General features: G+C 43.6%; 8 protein-coding genes and 4 tRNA genes. 8 read left to right on the top strand and 4 right to left on the bottom strand.

Annotated features, from left to right (window positions below; translation table 11 throughout):
• The first annotated feature begins 49 nt into the window (after positions 1–49).
• The 7 genes from FM038_RS02440 (at position 50) to FM038_RS02410 (ending at position 20039) form a co-directional block, all read left to right on the top strand.
• Positions 50–11677: a retention module-containing protein gene (locus FM038_RS02440; RefSeq protein ID WP_223292985.1), complete on the top strand. Its 11628-nt coding sequence runs from the start codon at positions 50–52 to the stop codon at positions 11675–11677.
• A gap of 109 nt (positions 11678–11786) precedes the next feature.
• Complete coding sequence (locus tag FM038_RS02435) at positions 11787–13961, top strand: type I secretion system permease/ATPase (RefSeq protein ID WP_142871790.1); 2175 nt, start codon at positions 11787–11789, stop codon at positions 13959–13961.
• Positions 13958–15340: an HlyD family type I secretion periplasmic adaptor subunit gene (locus FM038_RS02430; protein WP_142871789.1), complete on the top strand. Its 1383-nt coding sequence runs from the start codon at positions 13958–13960 to the stop codon at positions 15338–15340. Before FM038_RS02435 ends, FM038_RS02430 begins: the two co-directional genes overlap by 4 nt.
• 29 nt (positions 15341–15369) lie before the next feature.
• Positions 15370–16779, top strand: a complete 1410-nt coding sequence (locus FM038_RS02425) for a TolC family outer membrane protein (RefSeq protein WP_142871788.1) — start codon at positions 15370–15372, stop codon at positions 16777–16779.
• A complete protein-coding gene (locus tag FM038_RS02420) occupies positions 16779–17378 on the top strand; it encodes an OmpA family protein (protein WP_142871787.1) in 600 nt (199 codons plus the stop codon). The genes FM038_RS02425 and FM038_RS02420 overlap by 1 nt, the downstream gene beginning before the upstream one ends.
• A gap of 19 nt (positions 17379–17397) precedes the next feature.
• Positions 17398–18105 (top strand): transglutaminase-like cysteine peptidase, encoded by a 708-nt coding sequence (locus FM038_RS02415; protein WP_142871786.1) that lies wholly within the window; start codon positions 17398–17400, stop codon positions 18103–18105.
• Positions 18106–18113: 8 nt separating this feature from the next.
• Positions 18114–20039 (top strand): bifunctional diguanylate cyclase/phosphodiesterase, encoded by a 1926-nt coding sequence (locus FM038_RS02410; protein WP_142871785.1) that lies wholly within the window; start codon positions 18114–18116, stop codon positions 20037–20039.
• 416 nt (positions 20040–20455) lie between these two features.
• Here the strand turns inward: FM038_RS02410 and FM038_RS02405 are convergent.
• The 4 genes from FM038_RS02405 to FM038_RS02390 all read right to left on the bottom strand — a co-directional run bounded on the left by FM038_RS02405 (position 20456) and on the right by FM038_RS02390 (position 21055).
• Positions 20456–20532 (bottom strand) — tRNA-Pro (locus FM038_RS02405).
• A 194-nt stretch (positions 20533–20726) separates the two neighbouring features.
• Positions 20727–20803: transfer RNA gene (locus tag FM038_RS02400), tRNA-Pro, on the bottom strand.
• A gap of 37 nt (positions 20804–20840) precedes the next feature.
• A tRNA-His gene (locus FM038_RS02395) sits at positions 20841–20916 on the bottom strand.
• A gap of 62 nt (positions 20917–20978) precedes the next feature.
• Positions 20979–21055, bottom strand: a tRNA-Arg gene (locus FM038_RS02390).
• 246 nt (positions 21056–21301) lie between these two features.
• On the opposite strand from FM038_RS02390, the gene FM038_RS02385 reads away from it, so the two are divergent.
• The gene (locus tag FM038_RS02385) at positions 21302–23938 is read left to right on the top strand and encodes a sensor domain-containing diguanylate cyclase (protein ID WP_142871784.1); all 2637 of its coding nucleotides are present in this window, start codon (positions 21302–21304) and stop codon (positions 23936–23938) included.
• Positions 23939–23941: the final 3 nt, after the last annotated feature.

The following is a 23941-nucleotide window of genomic DNA, read 5'->3' as shown; positions in this document are numbered from 1 at the left end:
AAGGGTTTACCAGAGCTGCACTGTTAACGTTATTTGCTTGGAGCTAAGAATGAAATCTTTAATCACCACACAACATGGACAAGTTTTGATTGCAAATGGAGAGATCACTGTAGACATAAACGGTGATAAACGGCTTCTTGCACAAGGTGATCAACTTCCAGTTGGAGCTGCATTATCTATAGAAGAAAATGCAGAGTTAGAGATCGAATATGAAGATGGCACTCGCTACTCCAATCAAGCTTCAGCAAGTGAAGTCACCTCTTTATCAGATATAGATTTATCTGCTCTTGATGAAATAGAAGCGATTCAAGCTCTGATCGCAGCAGGTGAAGATCCAACTGAAGGACCTGCCACGGCAGCAGGCGCAGGCACAAATGGTAATGAAGGCGGTGATTTCGTCTCCCTGGGCCGTAGCGGAAGTGAAACTCAAGCAGGTTCTGGTTTCAATACCGCTGGAGCCTCTCAATCTAGCTTCTCAGCATTAAATAACGAAAGCATCAAAAGCAGTGACTCTCCTAGTGTCATTGCCAATGATAGCTATATCATCGAAGAAGATGGAGTTGCCACAGGCAACCTATTAGACAATGATTTTGATAGTGATTCTGAACTCACTGTAGATACATTTACCGTTAATGGCGATACTTTCACAGCAGGAACAGAAGTAGAACTGGAAGGTGGTACGTTAGTCATCAACGAAGACGGCACCTTTGTATTCACACCCGATGATGATTGGAACGGCACGGTCCCAGATATCATCTACACCACTAATACTGGCCAAACAGGTACTGTAACTATTGAGGTTACACCTGTCGATGATCCAAGCATCCTCGCTAATGACAGTAATACCGTTGCTGAAGACACCGTCGCGACTGGCAATGTATTAGATAACGACTCCGATATCGATAGTGATTTATCTGTAGTTAGTTTCGAAGTAAACGGTGAAACCCATACAGCTGGCACAACAGTAGAACTTGAAGGCGGCTCAATAGTCATCAACACGGATGGCTCTTATACCTTTACGCCAAACGAAAACTGGAACGGCTCAGTTCCTATTATCACCTACACGACCAACACAGGCTCTTCTGCAACACTCTCAATCGAGGTTACTCCGGTTGATGATGCAAGCACATTAGCTAACGATACCAACACCATTGATGAAGACACTGTCGCGACAGGTAATGTATTAGATAACGATTCAGACATAGATAACGATCTCACCGTTGCAAGCTTTGAAGTCAATGGTGAAACTCATACTGCTGGTACAATAGTAGAACTTGAAGGCGGCGAGCTGGTCATCAATGAAGATGGATCTTATACCTTTACGCCAAACGACAACTGGAATGGCTCAGTTCCTGTTATCACCTACACCACCAATACTGGTAGTACTGCAACACTATCAATTAATGTTTTGCCAACAATCGATCCTGCCGTTATTTCAGTCGCTGATGGTTCTAACGACCAAGGAACAGTAACTGAAGATGGTGCAAGCGATAATGATGCCTCTACAGTTCAAGTTGTCGGTGGAAAGCTTGATGTAACAGACCCTGATGCAGGTGAATCATTTTTTACAGCTCAAGATAACGTAGAGGATGAAAACTACGGCGCATTCAGCATAGATGAAAATGGTAACTGGGAATATATTCTCAATAATGACCATATAGATGTTCAATCACTGACTGAAGGCCAAGTTATTATCCGTGAAATAACGGTCACTAGTATTGATGGCAGCGACTCTCATACCATCACAGTCACTATTGTTGGTGCTAATGATCCAGCAGATATTACTGTCGGCACAGATCTAGGCGATACAGATAAAGGAACTGTCACTGAAGATGGAGACAGCGATCAAATTGATACTACTGTGCAGGCCGTCAACGGCAAGCTAGATATTGTAGATATTGATACTGGTGAGGCCGTCTTTGAGGTTCAAACTAATGTAGCCGATGCTAACTACGGCAGCTTTAGCATAGATGAAAACGGCAACTGGACATATGTTCTCAATAACGCGCATACCGATGTACAGTCACTAACCCAGGGGCAAATCATTACTCGTGAAATAACCGTCACAAGTAAAGATGGAACAGATACTCACACGATTACCATCACTATTGTTGGCGCCAATGATCCTGCCAATATCTCTGTTGGTTCAGGTGCAGGAGACTCAGATCTGGGTACCGTCACTGAAGATGGAGCCAGTGACAATGACACCCAAACTGTAGAGATCACTGGTGGTAAACTTGATGTCACTGACGTCGATAGCGGTGAAGCAGTATTTCAAACTCAAACCAATGTACAAGATGCTAACTACGGTACCTTTAATATTGATGCCGACGGTAATTGGACCTACGAACTCAACAATGATCACCTTGATGTACAGTCTCTTCCCGAAGGAGAAACTGTTACCCGCCAAATCACAGTCACCAGTGCTGACGGCACAGCTTCCCATACAATTACCGTCACCATCGTAGGGACTAATGATACTGCGATTATCACAGCTAATGATCAAGGCACAGATCTAGGAACCGTCACTGAAGATGCTCATTTAGATCAACTTGATGAGACCGTGTTAACAACAAGCGGTAAGCTTGAAATTAGCGATGTAGATACAGGTGAAGCATTCTTTACCACCCAAACTAATGTTGCCGATGGTGACTCTAATGGTAATTACGGCACCTTCAGCATCGATGCAGATGGCAACTGGAGTTACGAGTTAAGTAACGACAACCTAGTTATTCAATCATTAGCCGAAGGTCAAGAAGTTGTCCGTGATATCGTCGTCACCAGCCTAGATGGACAAACTTCGTATACCATCAAAGTGACCATTGTTGGCACCAATGATGCGCCAACTGTCAGCGCTACAGCATCAGCTGGCTTTACCGAAGCTGCAGACGCTTCAACACAAACCTTAACTGACAGCGGTACTGTTACCTTTGGTGATGTCGATACCAACGATGTCATTGATATCACTTTTGCGTCTAATAACAACATCAGCTGGAATGGCGGCGACCTAGACAGTGGCCTCGCTACCGCTCTGATAAATGGCTTTAGCACCAGCGCTACCGATGAAGCACCTGGTAACACCGCTTGGAATTACAATGCCGCAGGTGTCAATCTAGACTTCTTAGCTCAAGGTGAAACCATCACCTTTAGCTACACTGTGACCGCGACAGACAATAACAATGGTGTTGCAACAACGGTTGTGAGCTTTACCATCACTGGCACTAATGACGCGCCAACTGTCAGCGCTACAGCATCAGCTGGCTTTACCGAAGCTGCAGACGCTTCAACACAAACCTTAACTGACAGCGGTACTGTTACCTTTGGTGATGTCGATACCAACGATATCATTGATATCACTTTTGCGTCCAATAACAACATCAGCTGGAATGGCGGCGACCTAGACAGTGGCCTCACTACCGCTCTGATAAATGGCTTTAGCACCAGCGCTACCGATGAAGCACCTGGTAACACCGCTTGGAATTACAATGCCGCAGGTGTCAATCTAGACTTCTTAGCTCAAGGTGAAACCATCACCTTTAGCTACACTGTGACCGCGACAGACAATAACAATGGTGTTGCAACAACGGTTGTGAGCTTTACCATCACTGGCACTAATGACGCGCCAACTGTCAGCGCTACGGCATCAGCTGGCTTTACCGAAGCTGCAGACGCTTCAACACAAACCTTAACTGACAGCGGTACTGTTACCTTTGGTGATGTAGATACCAACGATGTCATTGATATCACTTTTGCGTCCAATAACAACATCAGCTGGAATGGCGGCGACCTAGACAGTGGCCTCACTACCGCTCTGATAAATGGCTTTAGCACCAGCGCTACCGATGAAGCACCTGGTAACACCGCTTGGAATTACAATGCCGCAGGTGTCAATCTAGACTTCTTAGCTCAAGGTGAAACCATCACCTTTAGCTACACTGTGACCGCGACAGACAATAACAATGGTGTTGCAACAACGGTTGTGAGCTTTACCATCACTGGCACTAATGACGCGCCAACTGTCAGCGCTACGGCATCAGCTGGCTTTACCGAAGCTGCAGACGCTTCAACACAAACCTTAACTGACAGCGGTACTGTTACCTTTGGTGATGTAGATACCAACGATGTCATTGATATCACTTTTGCGTCCAATAACAACATCAGCTGGAATGGCGGCGACCTAGACAGTGGCCTCACTACCGCTCTGATAAATGGCTTTAGCACCAGCGCTACCGATGAAGCACCTGGTAACACCGCTTGGAATTACAATGCCGCAGGTGTCAATCTAGACTTCTTAGCTCAAGGTGAAACCATCACCTTTAGCTACACTGTGACCGCGACAGACAATAACAATGGTGTTGCAACAACGGTTGTGAGCTTTACCATCACTGGCACTAATGACGCGCCAACTGTCAGCGCTACGGCATCAGCTGGCTTTACCGAAGCTGCAGACGCTTCAACACAAACCTTAACTGACAGCGGTACTGTTACCTTTGGTGATGTAGATACCAACGATGTCATTGATATCACTTTTGCGTCCAATAACAACATCAGCTGGAATGGCGGCGACCTAGACAGTGGCCTCACTACCGCTCTGATAAATGGCTTTAGCACCAGCGCTACCGATGAAGCACCTGGTAACACCGCTTGGAATTACAATGCCGCAGGTGTCAATCTAGACTTCTTAGCTCAAGGTGAAACCATCACCTTTAGCTACACTGTGACCGCGACAGACAATAACAATGGTGTTGCAACAACGGTTGTGAGCTTTACCATCACTGGCACTAATGACGCGCCAACTGTCAGCGCTACGGCATCAGCTGGCTTTACCGAAGCTGCAGACGCTTCAACACAAACCTTAACTGACAGCGGTACTGTTACCTTTGGTGATGTAGATACCAACGATGTCATTGATATCACTTTTGCGTCCAATAACAACATCAGCTGGAATGGCGGCGACCTAGACAGTGGCCTCACTACCGCTCTGATAAATGGCTTTAGCACCAGCGCTACCGATGAAGCACCTGGTAACACCGCTTGGAATTACAATGCCGCAGGTGTCAATCTAGACTTCTTAGCTCAAGGTGAAACCATCACCTTTAGCTACACTGTGACCGCGACAGACAATAACAATGGTGTTGCAACAACGGTTGTGAGCTTTACCATCACTGGCACTAATGACGCGCCAACTGTCAGCGCTACGGCATCAGCTGGCTTTACCGAAGCTGCAGACGCTTCAACACAAACCTTAACTGACAGCGGTACTGTTACCTTTGGTGATGTAGATACCAACGATGTCATTGATATCACTTTTGCGTCCAATAACAACATCAGCTGGAATGGCGGCGACCTAGACAGTGGCCTCACTACCGCTCTGATAAATGGCTTTAGCACCAGCGCTACCGATGAAGCACCTGGTAACACCGCTTGGAATTACAATGCCGCAGGTGTCAATCTAGACTTCTTAGCTCAAGGTGAAACCATCACCTTTAGCTACACTGTGACCGCGACAGACAATAACAATGGTGTTGCAACAACGGTTGTGAGCTTTACCATCACTGGCACTAATGACGCGCCTGTACTGCTTTCAGAAACAAAAATATTAACCTCCATTACTGAAGATGAAACAAGCCAAGCATACTCTGTATCTGAAATACTCGCTGCCAATGTGAGTGATGTAGATAATGGTGCTGTAGAAGGGATGGCTATCACCTCCTTAGATGATGGTAACGGCACTTGGCAAGTATCAATTGGTGGTGGGGCTTGGATAGATTTAGACCCAACAAATATCAGCTCTACACAAGCGCTATTATTGAGTGCTAGCGATCAAATCCGCTTCGTTCCTAATAGTGAGCAAGGCACAACAGCCGAGTTTACTTACAGAGCTTGGGATCAAACAACAGGATCGGCGGGCACAACAGTAAATATCACTGAAACAGGTGGTTCAAGTGCATTCTCTACCGAAGAGAACACTGTCAAGATAACTGCAACTGATGTAGATGATCCATCAGAGCTTACACCCGATACTAATAGGGCAAATGAAGGGCAAACTCTTGAAGTTCTAGATGTAAATAAAGGTGTGCTGGCTAACGACAAAGATGTCGACAATACGCTATCGGTCGCTACTTTCTCTTTACTCGCTGCAGATAACTTAACAGTTATAAAAACAGTTAACGCAGGTGAAACCATTTCCATTGATGGCTATGGCGATATCACCATAAACGCTGATGGTACCTATACATTCGTCGCCGCTGACGATTGGAATGGTGAAACACCCCCTACTATCCAATACGAAACGAATACCGGCTCGACGAGCACGCTAAACATTAGCATTAATACTGTGGATGCCTTTGATGATGCACAAGGCAGCTCATTTGCAGCCAGCGCAAGCTCTGCAGATAACTGGGGAACTGAAAATGGTGCTCAAGTAAATCCATTGTTTGCCATTAGTGCCAGAAATGCCAACGGAGAGGTAGGCGAAGTTAACTATTCTTCCGATGCAAACAAACTTGGCGTTGTAGGCACTCCTAGAACTCAGGGGGCGACAACGGATCAAATTGAATTTAACGCTGAGACAGGCCAATCTGAAGCGCTAATTTTTACCTTTAATGGACTAGTCAACCAAGCGACATTCAATGTAAGCAACATGTATTCGAGCGAAGAAGGTGGTGAGCAAGGTATCTGGAAGGCATATTACCAAGGTCAACTCGTTGCAATGGAGACTTTCAAAACAGATGGTAGCAATAGTGGCGAGTTCACCATAGATACAGGTAACTTGGTATTCGATACTTTAGTATTCGAGGCTACCTATACCCTTGATGAATTAAATCAAGCTAACCCTGGCGGAGACTCTTCTGATTACTACCTGACCTCTATTACTGTTTCCGGCCCTGCGCTAGGAGGCGATGCACTCGTAGTGCAAGAGGGCGGCTCACTATCAGCTTCTAGTATTGAAGATGGATTGCTTGCTAATGATTTAGACCCTGATCACGACATTGGCGACCATACACATGTTTTGGCGGATTCATTTTCAATTACCGCTGTAAACGGCAGTGACATTCCAGCTAGTAATACGATTACACTCACTAGTGGCGCAATTCTTACCATCTATAATGACGGAACTTACAACTACAACACCAATGGAGCGTTTAGCGGCTTAAAAGCTGGCGAGCTAGATACAGATACTTTCACCTATACCATCACAGATGAGTTTGGTGCTACCGATACCGCCACGGTAACAATCAACATAATTGGAACCGATGATGTTCCAGTCTTAACCCCTGATTTAGGAAGTGTTACTGAAGACACTGCTGTTACTGTTGGTGGTGACTTGGTGACTAATGGCCAACTCGATGCTGGTACTGGTGGCGATGCCGGTGAAGATAAGTTCACTGCCGATAGCTTCACCGGAACTTACGGTACTTTAGTGTTAGATGCTAGCGGCAACTGGACCTATACTGCAGATAATAGCCAGACTGCTATTCAAGATTTGACCTCTGAACCCACAAGCTTCTTAAACGATATATTTACCGTTCTTAATGCTGATGGCGTAACAACGACAACCGTTACTATCACCATATATGGAACAGACGAGATCAGTGGAGGCAATAAGGTCTTACTGAGCCTCGATGATGCCGATACTTTAGGTGCAAATACTGATACACACTCAGATAGCCTCAACTTTACCGCTGCCTCAGCCAATATAAGCAACTTCGCTTTCGGCAATCTCAATGGGATAACCGTTAGTGGTTTCGATGGCACCCTTTCTTGGGTAATCGTAGGCGGACATTTAATCGGTAGTCTTGCAGGTACTCAAACTCAAATCATTCGAATAGAACTTTCTAGCAGTGAAATCGTGGCAGGGACTACGGGGGGCGTTACAGTTACAGCTACTCTACTTGATAATATGGATCACAATCTTGATGCCGACGCCTTACAGATAAACGGCATTGAAGTTATTGCTACGGATTCAAATGGCTCTACAGCGACAGGCAGTGTATCGGTCACCGTCTTGGATGATGCCGGCATAGCAAAAGATGATGAAGAAACCTTAGATGTCCTTGTCGATAACTTCCTAGTTGGTGACATTGAAGCCGTATGGACTAGCCACTCAGGTGGCCAAAACGTCGATACTTTCGATGGTACAGATGCAACAGGAAATGATTACGGTGGTGGTGAGGATAATGACTCAGGTCATGACCAAATTCGATGGGGTGAAACAAGTGGTAAGCAATCTGGTTATGGCTTTATTGATAACGACACCGCATTAAGTGATGGTTTATTACTAAATCAAGATATCTCCTTAGGCACCTTTACTCACTACAACTACACCATAAACAGTGACACAGGCATCACTAGTGCTACCATGCAAATAACCTTTACCGTAAAGGATGCACTTGGTAACGAAACCCTAGTCACTTTAGATATCCCGTTCGCTCACGATGAAACACCAAACTCAGGTAGTAATAGCGACGACATCATCACTATTGGTACACCGAGTATCACTTTTGACCATGATGGTAGCGTCTATACCATTCAAGTGGTTGGCTTTAGAGATCCAAGCACTCCTGATGCGGATCCCATCACTGTTATTAACACTGCGGAAGGCCAATCTACTAATTACGAGATTATCGTCAAAGTTACCGAAGGTAGTGATTATCAGCTACCTGCCACTTCGGGCAACGTATTAACAAATGATATAACGGGTGCTGATACCGATTTATCTGTTATTACCATTGATTCAGAGCACGATATTGATCCTGAAGCTGCAGCCGTAACTGACACAGGAACAAGAGTTGACGGTGACTATGGCTACTTATTTATCTTCAGTGATGGTAGCTACACTTATCAGCTAACGACTGACGCTAACGATATTCCAGATAATGCTAAAGAAGAGTTTCACTACACCATGCGGGATAGCGACGGGGATGAGTCAAATGCAACATTGACTATCAATCTCAATACCGTTGAAGGTCATATCGGCAAACCTACGCTAACGCAAGATGATAGCTTAACCGTTCTCGAAGATAGTGTTCAAACTACTGGTAATGTTCTTACAGATTCAGAAACTGGTGATAGTGATGCCGATGATGAGTTAACTGTGACCTCATTTACTATACTTGGTCACACTGGCTCCTATACGGCTGGAACAGAAGTAGTATTAACCTATGACATAGAGATAGGTGGCACTCTTGAAACTCTCGAAATTGGCACATTAAAGCTTGAAAGTGATGGAAGTTATAGCTTCACACCGGGTGAAGATTGGAGTGGAACAGTACCTCTAATCACCTACACTACCAATACTGGTGCTACGGCCACATTAACTATTAATGTAACTGCAGATGCCGATACACCAAACCTTAACTTAGAAGGTTATCAAACGCTTGCCCTAATGAATTTCGAAGATGTAAACCTCAATGGTAGCTCATGGCTTGGCCAAATAGATATCAACTCTGTTTCTGGCGCGAATACTATAGGGGTTTGGAATACTGCTAACAATAATGGATATGTTGAGGTTGGTAAAGAGGGCACCTATCTCGCTGGTAATTCGCAAAATCAGGTAATGGAGATTGAAGGCAGTACAGGAGATAAGACTCTTTATACTGACATAGAGTGTGAGGCAGGTCGATTCTATGAAGTTGGCTTTGATGTCGCGGCTAGATTAAACAATGCGGATACCTCTGGCATGTCTATAACATTAGTTCAGATTGATGATAATGGTGATGCTATTCCAGGAACAGAGGTGCTTCTATACACGTTCTCACCAACCAATAGTGAATGGTTATTAGATCAAAAAATTGTACTGCCAGTCGATGAAACCGGGACTTATAGATTGCTATTTGAAGCAGAGAACTCTGACTCTGTAGGCGCTATTTTAGATAATCTAACTTTTAAGGCAGTCGATAACCTTGGCTATGAAAATGACTTTATAAAACTGAGTGAGATCACATCTAGTTTGAACGATATTGATGGTTCAGAGAGCTTATCATTGACTCTTGATGGCATTCCTAATGGCTCAATATTGAAAGGCCTCTACAACGGTGTGGTCACTGAACTCACAGTCGATGGAACCATTAACCTTGAAGGTTGGGACCTAAGCTCACTGCAAGTTAAAGTTCCTGACAACGATTCGGTTGATAATGTTTACACCCTAACGGTTACAGCTACTGCTACTGAATCGTCCAACGGTGATACAGCTACCAATACTATCAATTGGGATCTGACAGTTTTAGAAACCTCATCAAATGGTAATGAAACACCACCAGAAACTCCTGAGCCTACAGCTGCCATTAAAGATCTATCCGTCACTTTAGTTAAGGGTGAAGAAAGACTTGTTGAATCCGATGAAGATATCGATATTGAAGTAAAAAATGATGTCGCCACTTTCAAGAGTGGAAATAGCGATGCTAATCATAATGATAAAGATATAACCGAGATCATTTTCAATGATGGAACTTCTATCACCAGTGGAGATGGCTACCTAAGCTACAATAATGGTCAAGGGGTCGGTATAGGGTTAAATGAAGGTAATGGTAATGGTGGCGGGAGTGCAGATGATGGCTTCAGAATCAATGGTAGTGAACAGTTAGATATAGAGCTTTCGTCTGCCGTAAAAGATATCACTCTTACCTTTAAAAACCCTGCGGGGCAGTCAATTAAAATTACTACAACTGACATAAACGGCAACGTTGTAGTCCATACCCCAATTGAAATTGGTAGTGGAAATAACAATTTAGACACCATAACCCTAGTAAATAACATCCCATTTAGCTCTTTCAGCTTTGTTGTCGAAGGCGATACCAATGGTGCTAATGGCGTTACGCTTTTTGAAATTGAAAGTGATGACAGCTACCAAACTGTGACGAGTTATGAGCTTTCAGCATCATATGAGTTTACTAATCATGATCTCTCATCAGTCAACTCAATCACCTTATCTGGATTCCCTGACGGGGTAACCATTTACGATGCTAATTCAGATTTAGTCTCTGGTAATGGTGACGGTACATGGACTCTCAACGCTAACTCTTTTTCAGAATCAGGAGGCGTCTATTCTCTCTCTGGCTGGACTGCCGAATCGAGTATAGATATAGCAGCAGATTTTGAGCCGAGACTAGAGATTGTTGGTGCAGATGGTGCAGTTTATATTCGCGGAGGCTCAGCAAACTCAGATACTCTGGAAACAGCTATCGAAGGTACTGATGGTCACGACCTTCTTGATGGACAATCCGGTAACGACATGCTCATTGGTGGCCTAGGTAATGACACGCTTATTGGTGGTTTAGGTGATGACACCTTCATTTGGAATAAAGACGAATTTGGTACGGATCATATAATTGATTTCGAAGTAGGAACCAATAAGCTAGATATCAGTGACTTACTGCAGGGTGAGAATAGTGACAACCTCAATGAATTCCTGCATATCAGCTTCGACCATACAACAGGTGCAACAACTATTGATATTGACGTTAATGGTGGTGATGATTATACGCAGCATATCATTCTAGATGGAGTGAACCTGCTTAGTGGCGGGATCACCGAAGAACAGGCTATTAGTGGCCTACTCAGTGACGGAGCCCTAATAATCAGCAATGAAACCAATTCAAATGGTTCTCCTGTAGCACCAGTTTCAGAGCCTATTTCTCCATTCGAAGAGAATAGAATTGGCAATGACTACCCTTAAAATAAATTAAATCTAACAATGGCCTGTAGCAATATAGGCCATTTTGATTAATAATTTAGTAATATAAAATCAATAAGTTCTTATCATAATCCTTAAGGATACGTTTTAGGTGTCTGTAACTGCTTCTCAGAAAACTGAGCAATGGACAGTCTCTGCCTCTCAAAGAGTCTCAGTCGATCCCTTGCTAGACAGTTTAGTCCTATTAACCGAATATTTCGGTAGCCCATGCTCCAGCGAATCTCTGGCGGCAGGCCTACCGCTGTCCTCTAGCGTCCTGACACCAGACCTTGTTCCTCAAGCAGCAGGTCGTGCAGGGTTAACAGCAAAGCTCACTCGCAAAGGGCTAGACCAAGTATCACCTATCTTTTTACCTTGTATTTTGTTGCTTAAAGACAAGAAAGCTTGCCTGCTCAGAGAAATCGATTTCGATAAAGACAAGGCTGTGATTCAACTGCCGGAAACGGGTGGTGAACAGGTATTATCAATTGAGGATCTTGAAGCTATCTATGTTGGCTATCTGTTTTTGGTCAAACAGCAATACCGTGGCGACATGGGATTTGATCTTCACCAGCATGACAATAATAGTCACTGGCTTTTGCAAACGTTGAAAGACTCAGCCCCTATCTACCGAGATGCATTAATTGCCTCGGTATTAGTTAACCTGTTTGCATTAGTGTCTCCCCTTTTCATCATGAACGTTTATGACAAGGTCGTACCTAACCTGGCTTTCGCCTCTCTGTGGGTACTCGCTATTGGCGCAGGTATAGCCTATATTTTTGATCTAATAATGCGTCAATTACGCGCATATCTTATCGATGTTGCAGGTAAGAAAGTTGATATCATCGTATCTTCTAAACTCTTTGCCAAAGCGATTGGGATCCCATTAGAAAAACGCTCCCCAAGTGTCGGGGGGATGGCGAAACAGCTAGGCGAGTTTGATAGCATAAGAGAGATCTTAACCTCTGCGACCATCACCACCTTAGTCGACCTCCCCTTCGCTATTTTCTTTATGCTAATCATCTATGTCGTCGCTGGCGATCTCGCGGTGATCCCTCTACTGGGTAGCATCATCATTATCGGCTATACCTTAATTGTTCAGCCAAAGCTAAAAGCGGCGATTGAGGAAAGTAATAAGTTTTCTAGCCTTAAGCATGGCCACTTAATTGAGTCGCTTGCCTCATTAGAATCAATCAAATCGAGCGGTGCTGAGGGTTTGGTCCAAAAGAGTTGGCAGCAGATGATAGGCCATACAGCCAACTGGCAATTAAAGGCAAAAAAACTTTCTACTTCAGTGACAAACCTAGCTAATTTTACCGTGCAACTTTCTGTCGTATGTGTGGTGATTTTGGGTGTTTATCGAGTCGCAGATAATGCCATCTCTATGGGGGGCATTATCGCAGCGGTTATCTTATCGAGCCGAGCGATATCGCCAATGGCACAGTTGGCTGGGTTAATGACCCGTGGTAACCATACTGCCAGTGCCCTGCGTCAGCTCAATGAGATCATGGAGCAAGAAGATGAATTTGAAAACAAAGGCCACCTTGTCAGCCGTCAGCGCCTCGAAGGTCAACTCAACGCCGACCATATTAGCTTCTGTTATCCAGGATCTGAAAAGCCAGTTTTACACACTATGTCACTCAATATTAAGCCTGGTGAACGTGTAGCGATTATTGGCCGCAATGGTTCGGGTAAAAGCACCTTAGCCAAGATGCTTGTAGGTCTCTACCAGCCAACTAAAGGTAGCCTGAGATATGATGGACTAGACTCGGCTCAAATACACCCCACCGACTTGCGTAGAAATTTTGGTTATCTACCACAAGACATCACTCTGTTTCATGGAACCATCAGAGATAATATTCTTTTTGGTACTCGCCAAGTTACTGAACATCAACTGATTAGAGCGGTTCAACTTTCCGGGATTAATCTGTTTACCGATTTAGAAACTGAAGGTCTAGATCAGCAAGTGGGTGAAGGTGGGCAAGCGCTCTCTCGAGGACAAAGACAAACAGTCGCTTTAGCCAGAGCAACATTAAATGATCCACCGGTTTTATTAATGGATGAACCTACAGCGAGTTTGGATGCCCGCGCCGAAAAGCAATTTATTCGCGCCATGCAGAACGTCAGTCGTGACAGAACCTTGCTGCTTATCACCCATAAAATGCATCTTCTGAAATTGGTTGATCGCATCATAGTACTAGACAGAGGCCATGTCATCGCAGATGGAGACAAAGAAGAAGTGTTGGATAAGTTGAGTAAAGGCTTGCTCGCTGGAGTCCAGAAATGAGCAAACACCTGACAACTCATGACTTAGAGATGGTCGATGACGTATATGGCGCGATGATGACAGATGCGCCAACCAGCCACAGGTTAATCATTTGGTCACTCGCGGCATTGGCACTGTGTTTTGTACTTTGGGCCTATTTTGCAGAGCTAGACCAAGTCACCACGGGTATGGGTAAAGTTATTCCCTCCTCTCAAATTCAGGTAATTCAGAGCCTTGATGGCGGCATCATGAAGGATATGTATGTCAAAGAGGGTATGGTTGTCACTAAGGGCCAGCCACTAGTACGTATTGACGACACACGATTTCGTTCTGATTTTGACCAACAAGCTCAAGAAGTCTACAGCTTACAAGCCAACGTGATTCGTTTATCGGCTGAACTTGCCAGTATCACCATAACAAGCATGGCTACAGACTGGAGACAGCAGGTAAAAATAACCCCCAAACCCTTACAGTTTTCAGGGCAGTTAATAAAAGAAGAGCCTGAATTGATTCAACGTCAATCTGATGAGTATACAGGCAGGCTAGATAGCCTGACCAACCAGCTGGAAATTTTAGCCCGTCAAATCCAGCAGAAACAACAAGAATCGAAAGAGCTGACCTCTAAAATAGACACGCTTTCTAGGAGTTTCCAGCTCGTCTCCAGAGAGCTTGAATTAACCCGTCCATTAGCAGATAAAGGCATAGTACCCGAAGTTGAGTTGCTAAAAGTCGAACGTGTCGTTAACGATATTCAAGGTGAGCTCTCTTCCCTTAGATTATTAAGACCTAAGCTCAAGGCTTCTCAAGATGAAGCGATATTAAAAAGACGTGAAGCCGTATTAAGTTTCGCCGCAGAAACCAGAACTCAATTAAATGAACTGCAGACTAAGCTTTCTAGGATGAATGAAGCTCAAGTTGGCGCACAAGACAAAGTCAATAAAGCAGAAATAACATCTCCGGTTAACGGAACGATAAAAACAATACATATCAATACATTGGGTGGTGTAGTTCAACCTGGTGTCGATATTATCGAAATAGTCCCATCGGAAGATCAGCTACTCATTGAAACCAAAATTGTTCCAAAGGATATCGCATTTTTACATCCTGGCTTACCCGCTGTAGTCAAAGTTACCGCTTATGACTTCACCCGCTATGGGGGATTAAATGGCGTTGTAGAGCACATTAGTGCCGATACAACACAGGACGAAGAGGGAAACAGTTTCTATCTTGTAAGGGTTAGGACTAAATTATCGAGTTTGACCAAGGACGACGGCACTGAAATGCCAATTATACCAGGGATGTTAACTTCGGTTGATGTAATAACTGGGCAAAGATCCGTCCTAGAGTACATACTTAATCCAATTTTAAGGGCAAAAGATACCGCTCTCAGAGAGCGCTAAGCCCAAAAAATCGACCTGGAGGGGTTAACATGAAAACCAGCACTATTCGACAGCTCAGACGCAGTGCTCTTGCGTTAGCTGTTGGCACGCTGATACTGCCAGCTTCGGCCTATAGCCAAACACTGGAACAAGCTGTCGCGCATACACTCGATACGAATCCAGAAATACGTATCGCCTTTAATCGTTTCAAAGCTCGTGAGGAGCAAGTCAATCAAGCTATCGCTGGCTATATGCCAACAATTGATATTAGCGGTGGCTATGGCTGGGAACAGACCAACAGTCCTTCGACCAGAAGAAAAGCCGGACAAGGCGATGTCGATAACGAAGGTGTCATTGAGCTTGAACGTGGAGAAGCTGGCTTCAGCATCAAACAGATGCTTTTCGACGGCTTTTATACCTCAAGCGAAGTCGACAGATATAGCTTTGAAGCAAGTGCCGAACAATGGGCGTTATTTGCCGCAGCGGAAGATATGGCTCTGGATGTTGCTAAAGTCTATGTCAATTATATCCGTAGTGAACAAGTGCTGACGCTTGCCGAAAAAAACCTGCTCAGCCATCAGGATATTTACGAGCAGATAAAAGAAAGAACCGATTCAGGCTTAGGTTCAGTGGCCGACCTGTCACAAATTACAGGACGTCTTGCTCGTGCCAATGCCAATCTGATCTCTGCAAAGAACAATTTTTATGACGCTAAAGCACAATTTGTCCGCGTAGTAGAAAAGCAGCCAGAGGATCTAATTGTACCGGTTCCTGACGATGATATGCTGCCTGAAGATCTCGATACCAGCGTGCAGTTGGCGCAAAATAATCACCCAATATTGAAATCTGCAACCAGTGATATTAATGCGGCTAAAAATGAACGTGATTCAGCTCAGTCTAACTATTACCCCAAATTGACGTTAGAACTCGATGGGAACTGGAATAACGATCTAGATGGTGAAGATGGTTTCAATCAGTTTTCAGCTAATGTGGGTGGTCATAGTAATGACCTCGTCGCTATGGTGAGAATCAAGTACAACTTATTTTCTGGTGGTAAAGATCGCGCTAGAGAAAGAGAAGCTAGCTACAAAATCGGAGAAGCTAAAGAGATACGCGAGCGTGCTTATCGTCAGGTAGTAGAAGGCGTTAGTCTCGCCTGGAATGCCTATGAGTTACTAGTGCCGCAGAAAATGTATATTCGAGATCACGTCGTCGCCGCTAAGGATACACAAGTGGCCTATAGCCAGCAGTTCAACTTAGGCCAGCGGACTTTGCTCGATTTGCTCGATACTGAGAATGAATTATTCGAAGCCCGTAAAGATTACTTAGAAGCCGAATACGACGAAATACTTTCAGAATATCGTATTTTAAATGCCACTGGCCGACTACTAGAGTCCTTGCGAGTGACTCGCCCAGATGTTTGGCAAGGTGAGCGTAACTACGAAGGAGGAGTCAACTAATGAAAACCTTCATCTCAATTTTAGCCATCACTTTACTCAGTGCATGCTCCAGCATAGTGACTATGGATGGCAATACGACTCAAGTCCATGATCTTAATGATTTGGATACTGACGGTGTTATTGTCGCCCGTGAGCGCTGTAACGATACCGTCATGGGTGCCACCATTGACAACTATGGCTGTGGAAAAGTCACAGCGATAAACGAACGTTCAGAGCTTAAAATCTTATTTCCAAATGACTCTTTTTACATTGACCCAATGTATTATGAGCAAGTGGAAGTCATCGCCTCATTTATGAGTGAGTTCCCCAATACGCAAGTCACCATTGAAGGTCATTGTAGTAAAACAGGCTCTTACGAGCATAATTTGGCCTTGTCACAAAATCGTGCCGATGCAGTAACTTCACTATTAGCAGAGCGTTACAGCATTGCATCCGATAGGCTAACTGCGATAGGTTATAGCTATGATCGACCCGTTGATGAAAGCGGTACAGATATCGCTCATACCCGAAACAGGCGTGTTATTGCCGAAGTTACCGGAGAAGATACAACGGCTGATATGAAGTGGCATATCTATACCGTCGATGAAGAAGTGAAATAGAGGCATTAATCTGAGCACTATGAAAGGCAGGCTTAGTCGTACATTATCATTTAAACAAGTCTGCCAATTCATCGTAGTGGCACTGACTCTAGCGGTTTCGTGCCTATATGCTTCTCCGACCCAAAAGCTCAATAAGGGACATATAGTCTCAACACTTGAGTCTAAGTATGGTGAGCGGGCAGGTAAACGCGCTAAAGCTTGGTTTAAAGTGCTCGATGCGTCTCAAGGTCTTAGTGAAATTGAAAAGATCACTAAAGTGAATAACTTTTTTAATCTTTTCCGTTTTGTTGACGACATAAAGCTTTGGGGTGATAACAATTATTGGGCTACCCCCATGGAGTTCATTGGTGTTAACGGTGGGGATTGTGAAGATTTCTCTATTGCTAAATATTTTACCTTACTACAACTAGGGATCTCTGAAGATAAATTAAGGATCACCATGGTAAAAGCGACCACAGTCAATCAGTATCACATGGTGCTCGCTTACTATGAGAAACCCTCTTCAATTCCTTTGGTGCTAGACAATTTAGACAGAAGAATTAAGCCAGCAACACAGAGAAAAGATCTACTACCGGTATACAGTTTTAATGGTCGACAGCTTTGGTTAAACAAAGAAAAAGGACGAGGCGTTCTAGCTGGTTCATCTAAAAAACTAGCGAAATGGAATGATCTCAAACATAGATTGGGTGTCGAAAGACTCAGAACACCCAAATTAAGATTGGAGTAGCTAGAAAGATGACACTGTTTCGACAGATTTACTCACTACTATTTGGCCTATTTTTGTTGGTAGTGGCGAGTCTAGGCTATGTACAGTTTACTGAAACTCAAAATTTCCTGACCAAACAAATGGAGTCAGATCTCAACAACACCAGTAACTCGTTAGGGATTATGTTGATCCCAGATCTTGAAGCAGGAGACATTGTTGGTGCCGAAACTCTGATCAATGTGATCTTTGAAGGCGGTTATTACCAACAAGTGAAACTCACTTGGCTTGTAGATGGTAAACAACAAGCTTGGGAAAATCCTGTCAATATTCAAGGTGTACCACAATGGTTTATTGACCTCGATTTTTTTAAAACGATTAAAAAAGAAAGCACTATCACATCGGGTTGGATCCAGCTCGCTAGATTAGAAATAACAGCTCACCCAGGCTTCGGTTATCACGAATTGTGGCGAACCATGACCAACGCAATCATGGTGTTTTCTGTGCTCTTTCTTATCGCAATTGTCTGTGCACGCCTTGGACTCACATGGATTTTACGTCCACTACACGAAATTGCAGAACATGCCAAAGAGATAGCTCAACGTAAATTTGGTCCTGATATGAAAATTCCAAAAACCATGGAGTTAAAGTCAGTGGTTCTCGCCTTTAATAGCATGTCTGAGCAGCTTAAGCAGATTTTTAACTCACTCGATGAAGAAGTCGGCGAGCTAAGAAAGAAAAACCTGATAGACCAAGTTTCTGGACTACCTAACCGTCAGTACATGATGGGCCGCCTAAATAGCTGGTTAAGCGAACCAAAAAGTGGCGCCTTAGTCATGGCTAAATTTGATTGGTTAGAAGAGGTCCACAGCAAGTACGGTTATCAAGTCAGAGATGAAACTATCAAGCTGCTTTCAGAAAAAATGAAAGAGCACTTGGATGCGATCACTGTCTCTGTCATAGCCCGTATTGCGGCTTATGAATTTGCTTTTTTAATTACTAGTGCAGAACATGAAAAAACCAGTAAATACTTACAAACCTTAATAAGAACAATTAACCAAGAGATGTCTAAGGCTGGCTGCAAACCTAATGAGAATTTCTCAATCGGTCTTGCCGAACGTATAGGCCAAATGTCAGTCTCTGACATCTTAGCCCAAACAGATAACGCCCTTCAGAAAGCGATTAAAGAAGATAAGGTGTTCCATTGGTTTGAAACGACAGAAAAGCAGTTGTTTACCCGTGAGCAGTGGCGAGAACATCTAAGCAACGCGATTACTAACCGCCAATTTAAATTTAAGTGGCAGCCAGTACACCTCAATGATGGCGACTCTATCAGCCAAAGAGAGCTCTATTGTCAGCTCGAAATTGGTGATAAGACCATACATGCGGGCCAGTTTATGCCCTATGTAGAACTGCTTTCATTAGGCGCTCTTCTCGACAAATGTCTGATAGAAACCCTCAATGAACAGAAACTGTTAGAGCGCAATTATGAACCTATTGCGATTAACTTAACCTTTCACAGTTTAAGCGATCCTAAATTCCATGAATGGTTAAATTCCTTCTTACGTTCATCGAATCTATCGGAGCGGATCTGTTTTGATATTCCAGAAACTGGTGTTTACAGTGATCCAGACTCATGTGAAGCACTTTGCACCATTATTCGCGATAACGGCGCTCACTTTGGCATCGATCACTTTGGTCGTCAGTTTGGCTCCATGTCTTACTTGCAAACACTCAGACCTAGCTATGTAAAACTCGATCAATCATTTGCATATTATGATGAGAGTGAACATAGCAGCGAGCTGTGCCGTGCCTTGATTAATGTCGCCAGAGGTTTAGATATTCAGGTCATAGTGACAGGCATAGAGGAGAAGCCTCAATTAGAGCGTTTTGTTCCATTAAAAACCAGCGCCTACATGGGCTATATTCACCCACCAGTGGATGTTGGACCTAACTAGGCCCTCCCATTAGCTAAACCCATTATCAAAGCCTCAGATAACCTCTGAGGCTTTTTTATAAGTGGTCGGCCATTCAGTCGTAAAGAGAGAGGATTTGAATCTTCTAGCCAATTTTAAATAACAAAGAGCCCTTCGATTTCTCGAAGGGCTTTCTAGTAAAGTGGTCGGCCTGTATTTATAGAGAGTTAGGATCCGAATCCTCTGACCCTCTGGTCCACTCTTACTCTCTTTTTAAAGAGTAAATAGTGATGCGCTACCGGGCTGCGCACCTTTTTCTCATTAAGAGTCCGTAAACTTGTTTACTGAAACTGAGCGCGGTCGGCCCTATCTTTTATAAAAAGCAGAATTCGAACCTTTGATCTTTTTGGTCCAAACGAAAAAAGCCTTCTGATTTCTCAGAAGGCTTTTTCGTAAAGTGGTCGGTGATAGAGGATTCGAACCTCTGACCCTCTGGTCCCAAACCAGATGCGCTACCGGGCTGCGCTAATCACCGTAATCTTTTTATTGAAACTTAGTGTGGTCGGCCCTATCTTTTATAAAAAGCAGGATTCGAACCTCTGACCCTCTGGTCCACTCTTGTTTCAATCCGGATGCGCTATCGGGCTGCGCACTTTTACTCATAAAGAGTCCATAAATCTTTTTAACTCTAAATATCAAATCAAAAATCAATTCAATACCTTTTAAATGTGGTCGGTGATAGAGGATTCGAACCTCTGACCCTCTGGTCCCAAACCAGATGCGCTACCGGGCTGCGCTAATCACCGAGTCTTTGTATCTTTAAAACTATTAAACTAATTGAAATGGGGTGACTGATGGGGCTCGAACCCACGACAACCGGAATCACAATCCGGGGCTCTACCAACTGAGCTACAATCACCACTGACTTTCAACTTTTACATTTCTATCTACATCTATCACTAACATGGCGTTCTATCAATCTGGTGCACCCAGAAGGATTCGAACCCTCGGCCTCACCCTCCGGAGGGGTGCGCTCTATCCAGCTGAGCTATGGGTGCCTGCCTTGTTAGCGGCGCACATAATATGAATTATATTAGTCCGCGTCTACTCTTTTTATTGATTTAGTTGTTCGTTCACTCAACTTTTAACCAATTAGCCCTTTTAGAGTCAATAAATACTACTTTCCCGCAATGAACGTCAAAATAATGACTTGGCACTGCTGTTTTTTCATGCTATTTATATCTCTTGTCCAAATGCAGTCCAAATCCTAGCTCTCAAATAATAATTAGCGATTGGCGGAAATCATGTTTAGGGAAGAATTGATTCAACATACACCTCGTGATGTTGAACGTTTGCAAAAAAGGATTGCACGCTTAAAGAGTTTAGCTCTTAAATATAAGCGGGCCGAAGTCACTCAGAACTTACTGCTAGAAATATCGAATCTCGCGGCTCATGTTAATACACCTAAAGCATTCTTTTCAGAGGTTCACCGATCTCTTAATTTACTTATCCCTGCCGACAATTTTTTCGTGGCATTACTGAACCCTAGTTCTCAGAATTTAGAGATCCCATTTTTCCTTGATGAGAAGGACCCCCATCCTGATTTACTATATTCCAAGGAAAACACCTCTAGAACCTTATTATCAGGCCTCACAGGTTATGTACTCAAAACTGGCGAAGCACTGCTCTGCGATGAAGCTATATTTGATAAACTGATAGCAGATAAAGAAATTGTCAGCAGAGGCGCTCCTTGTCACCTCTGGCTGGGGATCCCCATAAGAGTTAACAATACCGTTTCAGGTGCACTGGTAGTACAAAGTTATTCCTCTGATATTAATTTCAGCGAAATGGAAATAGAGCTGCTTCATTTTGTCAGCTATCAAATATCAGGGCTCTTGGAACGTCTTCAGCATCAAGAACAATTAGAGCTCGCTATAGAACAAAGAACCAAAGAACTCAGTATTGCCTATGACAAATTAAAATCTGAAGTATTCGAAAGACGACGCGCTGAACGCCTGCAGAAGTCATTATTTGAAATAGCAGATCTCGCCACTTCCAATATCAGCAGTCAGCAATTTTATTCAGAACTACACAGAGTTATTAGTCATCTATTACCCGCTAACAATTGCTATATTGCCCTGCTTGATGATCGACTCACTCGGATAAGTTTTCCTTTTTATGTCACTCAAGATGATACAAGCCAGCCACAAGCGAGAATGACTTGTGATGGATTAACCGAGTACGTGATAAAAAATCGTCGACCTATCTTGCTACAACGCAATGACTTGGACTCACTGATAGCCTCTGGCCTAGTGTATGCAAAAACGCCGGAACTTAACTACACTCGAGAGATTTCTCAATGGATCGGTATCCCGCTCTTTATCCATGGGCAAGTCAAAGGCATTTTGGCAATATATAGCTTATGCATGTCTCAAAGCTATCAGGAAAAAGATCTTGAGCTATTAACCTTCGTCTCTCAGCATATCGCGACCGCTATTGAAAGAAAGCTGTCAGCAGAATCGCTTAGATCGAGTTATGAACTGCTTGAAGAAAAAGTCGTTATTCGCACTAAGGCTCTGGCATTACTCAATCATGATCTTGAGAAAGAAGTCGCCCAAAGGCGTAAAGTCGAACAACAACTGGTTTACGATGCTAATCACGACTCCCTAACACAGCTACCGAATCGCGCCATGTTTATGGATCGACTGACTCAAGCAGTGAAACATATTCGAAGACACGGTTTAGAACGCTTTGGATTACTCTTCATCGATTTAGACCGGTTTAAGCTGATTAACGACACCTTAGGGCACCTAGAGGGTGACCGCTTTCTGATTGAAACCTCAAAGCGACTACAAACTTGTATTCGGGACAATGATACCTTAGGACGCATAGGCGGCGATGAGTTTGTTATTTTACTTGATAGTATTAATGGAACCAGTGACGCCAAAGAAGTGGCAGAAAGAGTGTTAACAGAACTTGCTAAACCCTATAAGTTAGCCAATCAAAGCTTTAACTCTGGTGCAAGTATTGGCATTGCTTTTAGCAATAACCATAAATCTGATACTGCAGAGTCTCTCTTACGAGATGCCGACTTAGCTATGTATCAAGCCAAATCTAAAGGAAAAGGCTGCTACGTCATTTTTGATGAGAAATCTCATAAAAAATTAGTCAAAGATATAGAGCTTGAGCTTGAGCTAAGAGGAGCAATAGCGAATCATCAGCTAGAGCTGAGTTATGTACCCATTCAAAACCTCGACCAACAGGCTACAGTCGCTTTAGAACCGCGTCTTTATTGGAACCACCCTATGCTGGGAAAGGTGAAGCAGGCTCAACTGAATAATATTGCAGAACATTGCAACTTAATCACAGAGCTAGATATCTACCTTTTAGAAAAGCTGAATATTGAACATCAGCTGTTATCAGCTCATTCACTTGAACACTTACCATTGCACCTCAATATTTCTGCGGCGCACCTAAAGCATAAACATGCTGTAAGACAACTGAAAAATAAACTTAAGCAAAGCATTTTCCCCACTGAACAGCTATGGCTATTTTTCGATGAAAAAGGCTTTATTTTAGATACAGATAATCACATCAATGCGTTCGATACTCTTAAGAGCATTGATGTCAAATTAGGACTAACAGGCTATGGAAGTGCGCATAGCGCATTAAGCAGTCTCACCTTTTTGCCACTACAAGGCCTTAAGCTGGACCCTAGTTACGCTAACCATCTAGAGAGTGAGCAGCATCTGAAGTTGTTGACCGCTCACTACTTAACTGCACAAGCTCTTGAGTTATCAGTTTTTGTCGATGGGATTAGAACCGCACAACAAAAAAAGGTGATGCAACAAATTGGCTTTAGCCTAGGGCAAGGGCAGGCTCTAGGGGAAGTTATTCGCCTCACTCAGACCACTAACAATAACGACGTTGCCTGTGCTTAACCT

The organism is Shewanella eurypsychrophilus, assembly GCF_007004545.3.
Taxonomy (GTDB): Bacteria; Pseudomonadota; Gammaproteobacteria; order Enterobacterales; family Shewanellaceae; genus Shewanella; species Shewanella eurypsychrophilus.
Note: the sequence above shows the minus strand (reverse complement) of the source record. Positions and strands in the feature narration are given on the sequence as shown.

Bases quoted from the DNA above. Each gene is read 5' to 3' on its own strand.
- FM038_RS02385 (WP_142871784.1), top strand. From the start codon at position 21,302: ATGTTTAGGGAAGAATTGATTCAACATACACCTCGTGATGTTGAACGT.
- FM038_RS02425 (WP_142871788.1), top strand. From the start codon at position 15,370: ATGAAAACCAGCACTATTCGACAGCTCAGACGCAGTGCTCTTGCGTTA.
- FM038_RS02440 (WP_223292985.1), top strand. From the start codon at position 50: ATGAAATCTTTAATCACCACACAACATGGACAAGTTTTGATTGCAAAT.
- FM038_RS02430 (WP_142871789.1), top strand. From the start codon at position 13,958: ATGAGCAAACACCTGACAACTCATGACTTAGAGATGGTCGATGACGTA.
- FM038_RS02420 (WP_142871787.1), top strand. From the start codon at position 16,779: ATGAAAACCTTCATCTCAATTTTAGCCATCACTTTACTCAGTGCATGC.
- FM038_RS02415 (WP_142871786.1), top strand. From the start codon at position 17,398: ATGAAAGGCAGGCTTAGTCGTACATTATCATTTAAACAAGTCTGCCAA.
- FM038_RS02410 (WP_142871785.1), top strand. From the start codon at position 18,114: ATGACACTGTTTCGACAGATTTACTCACTACTATTTGGCCTATTTTTG.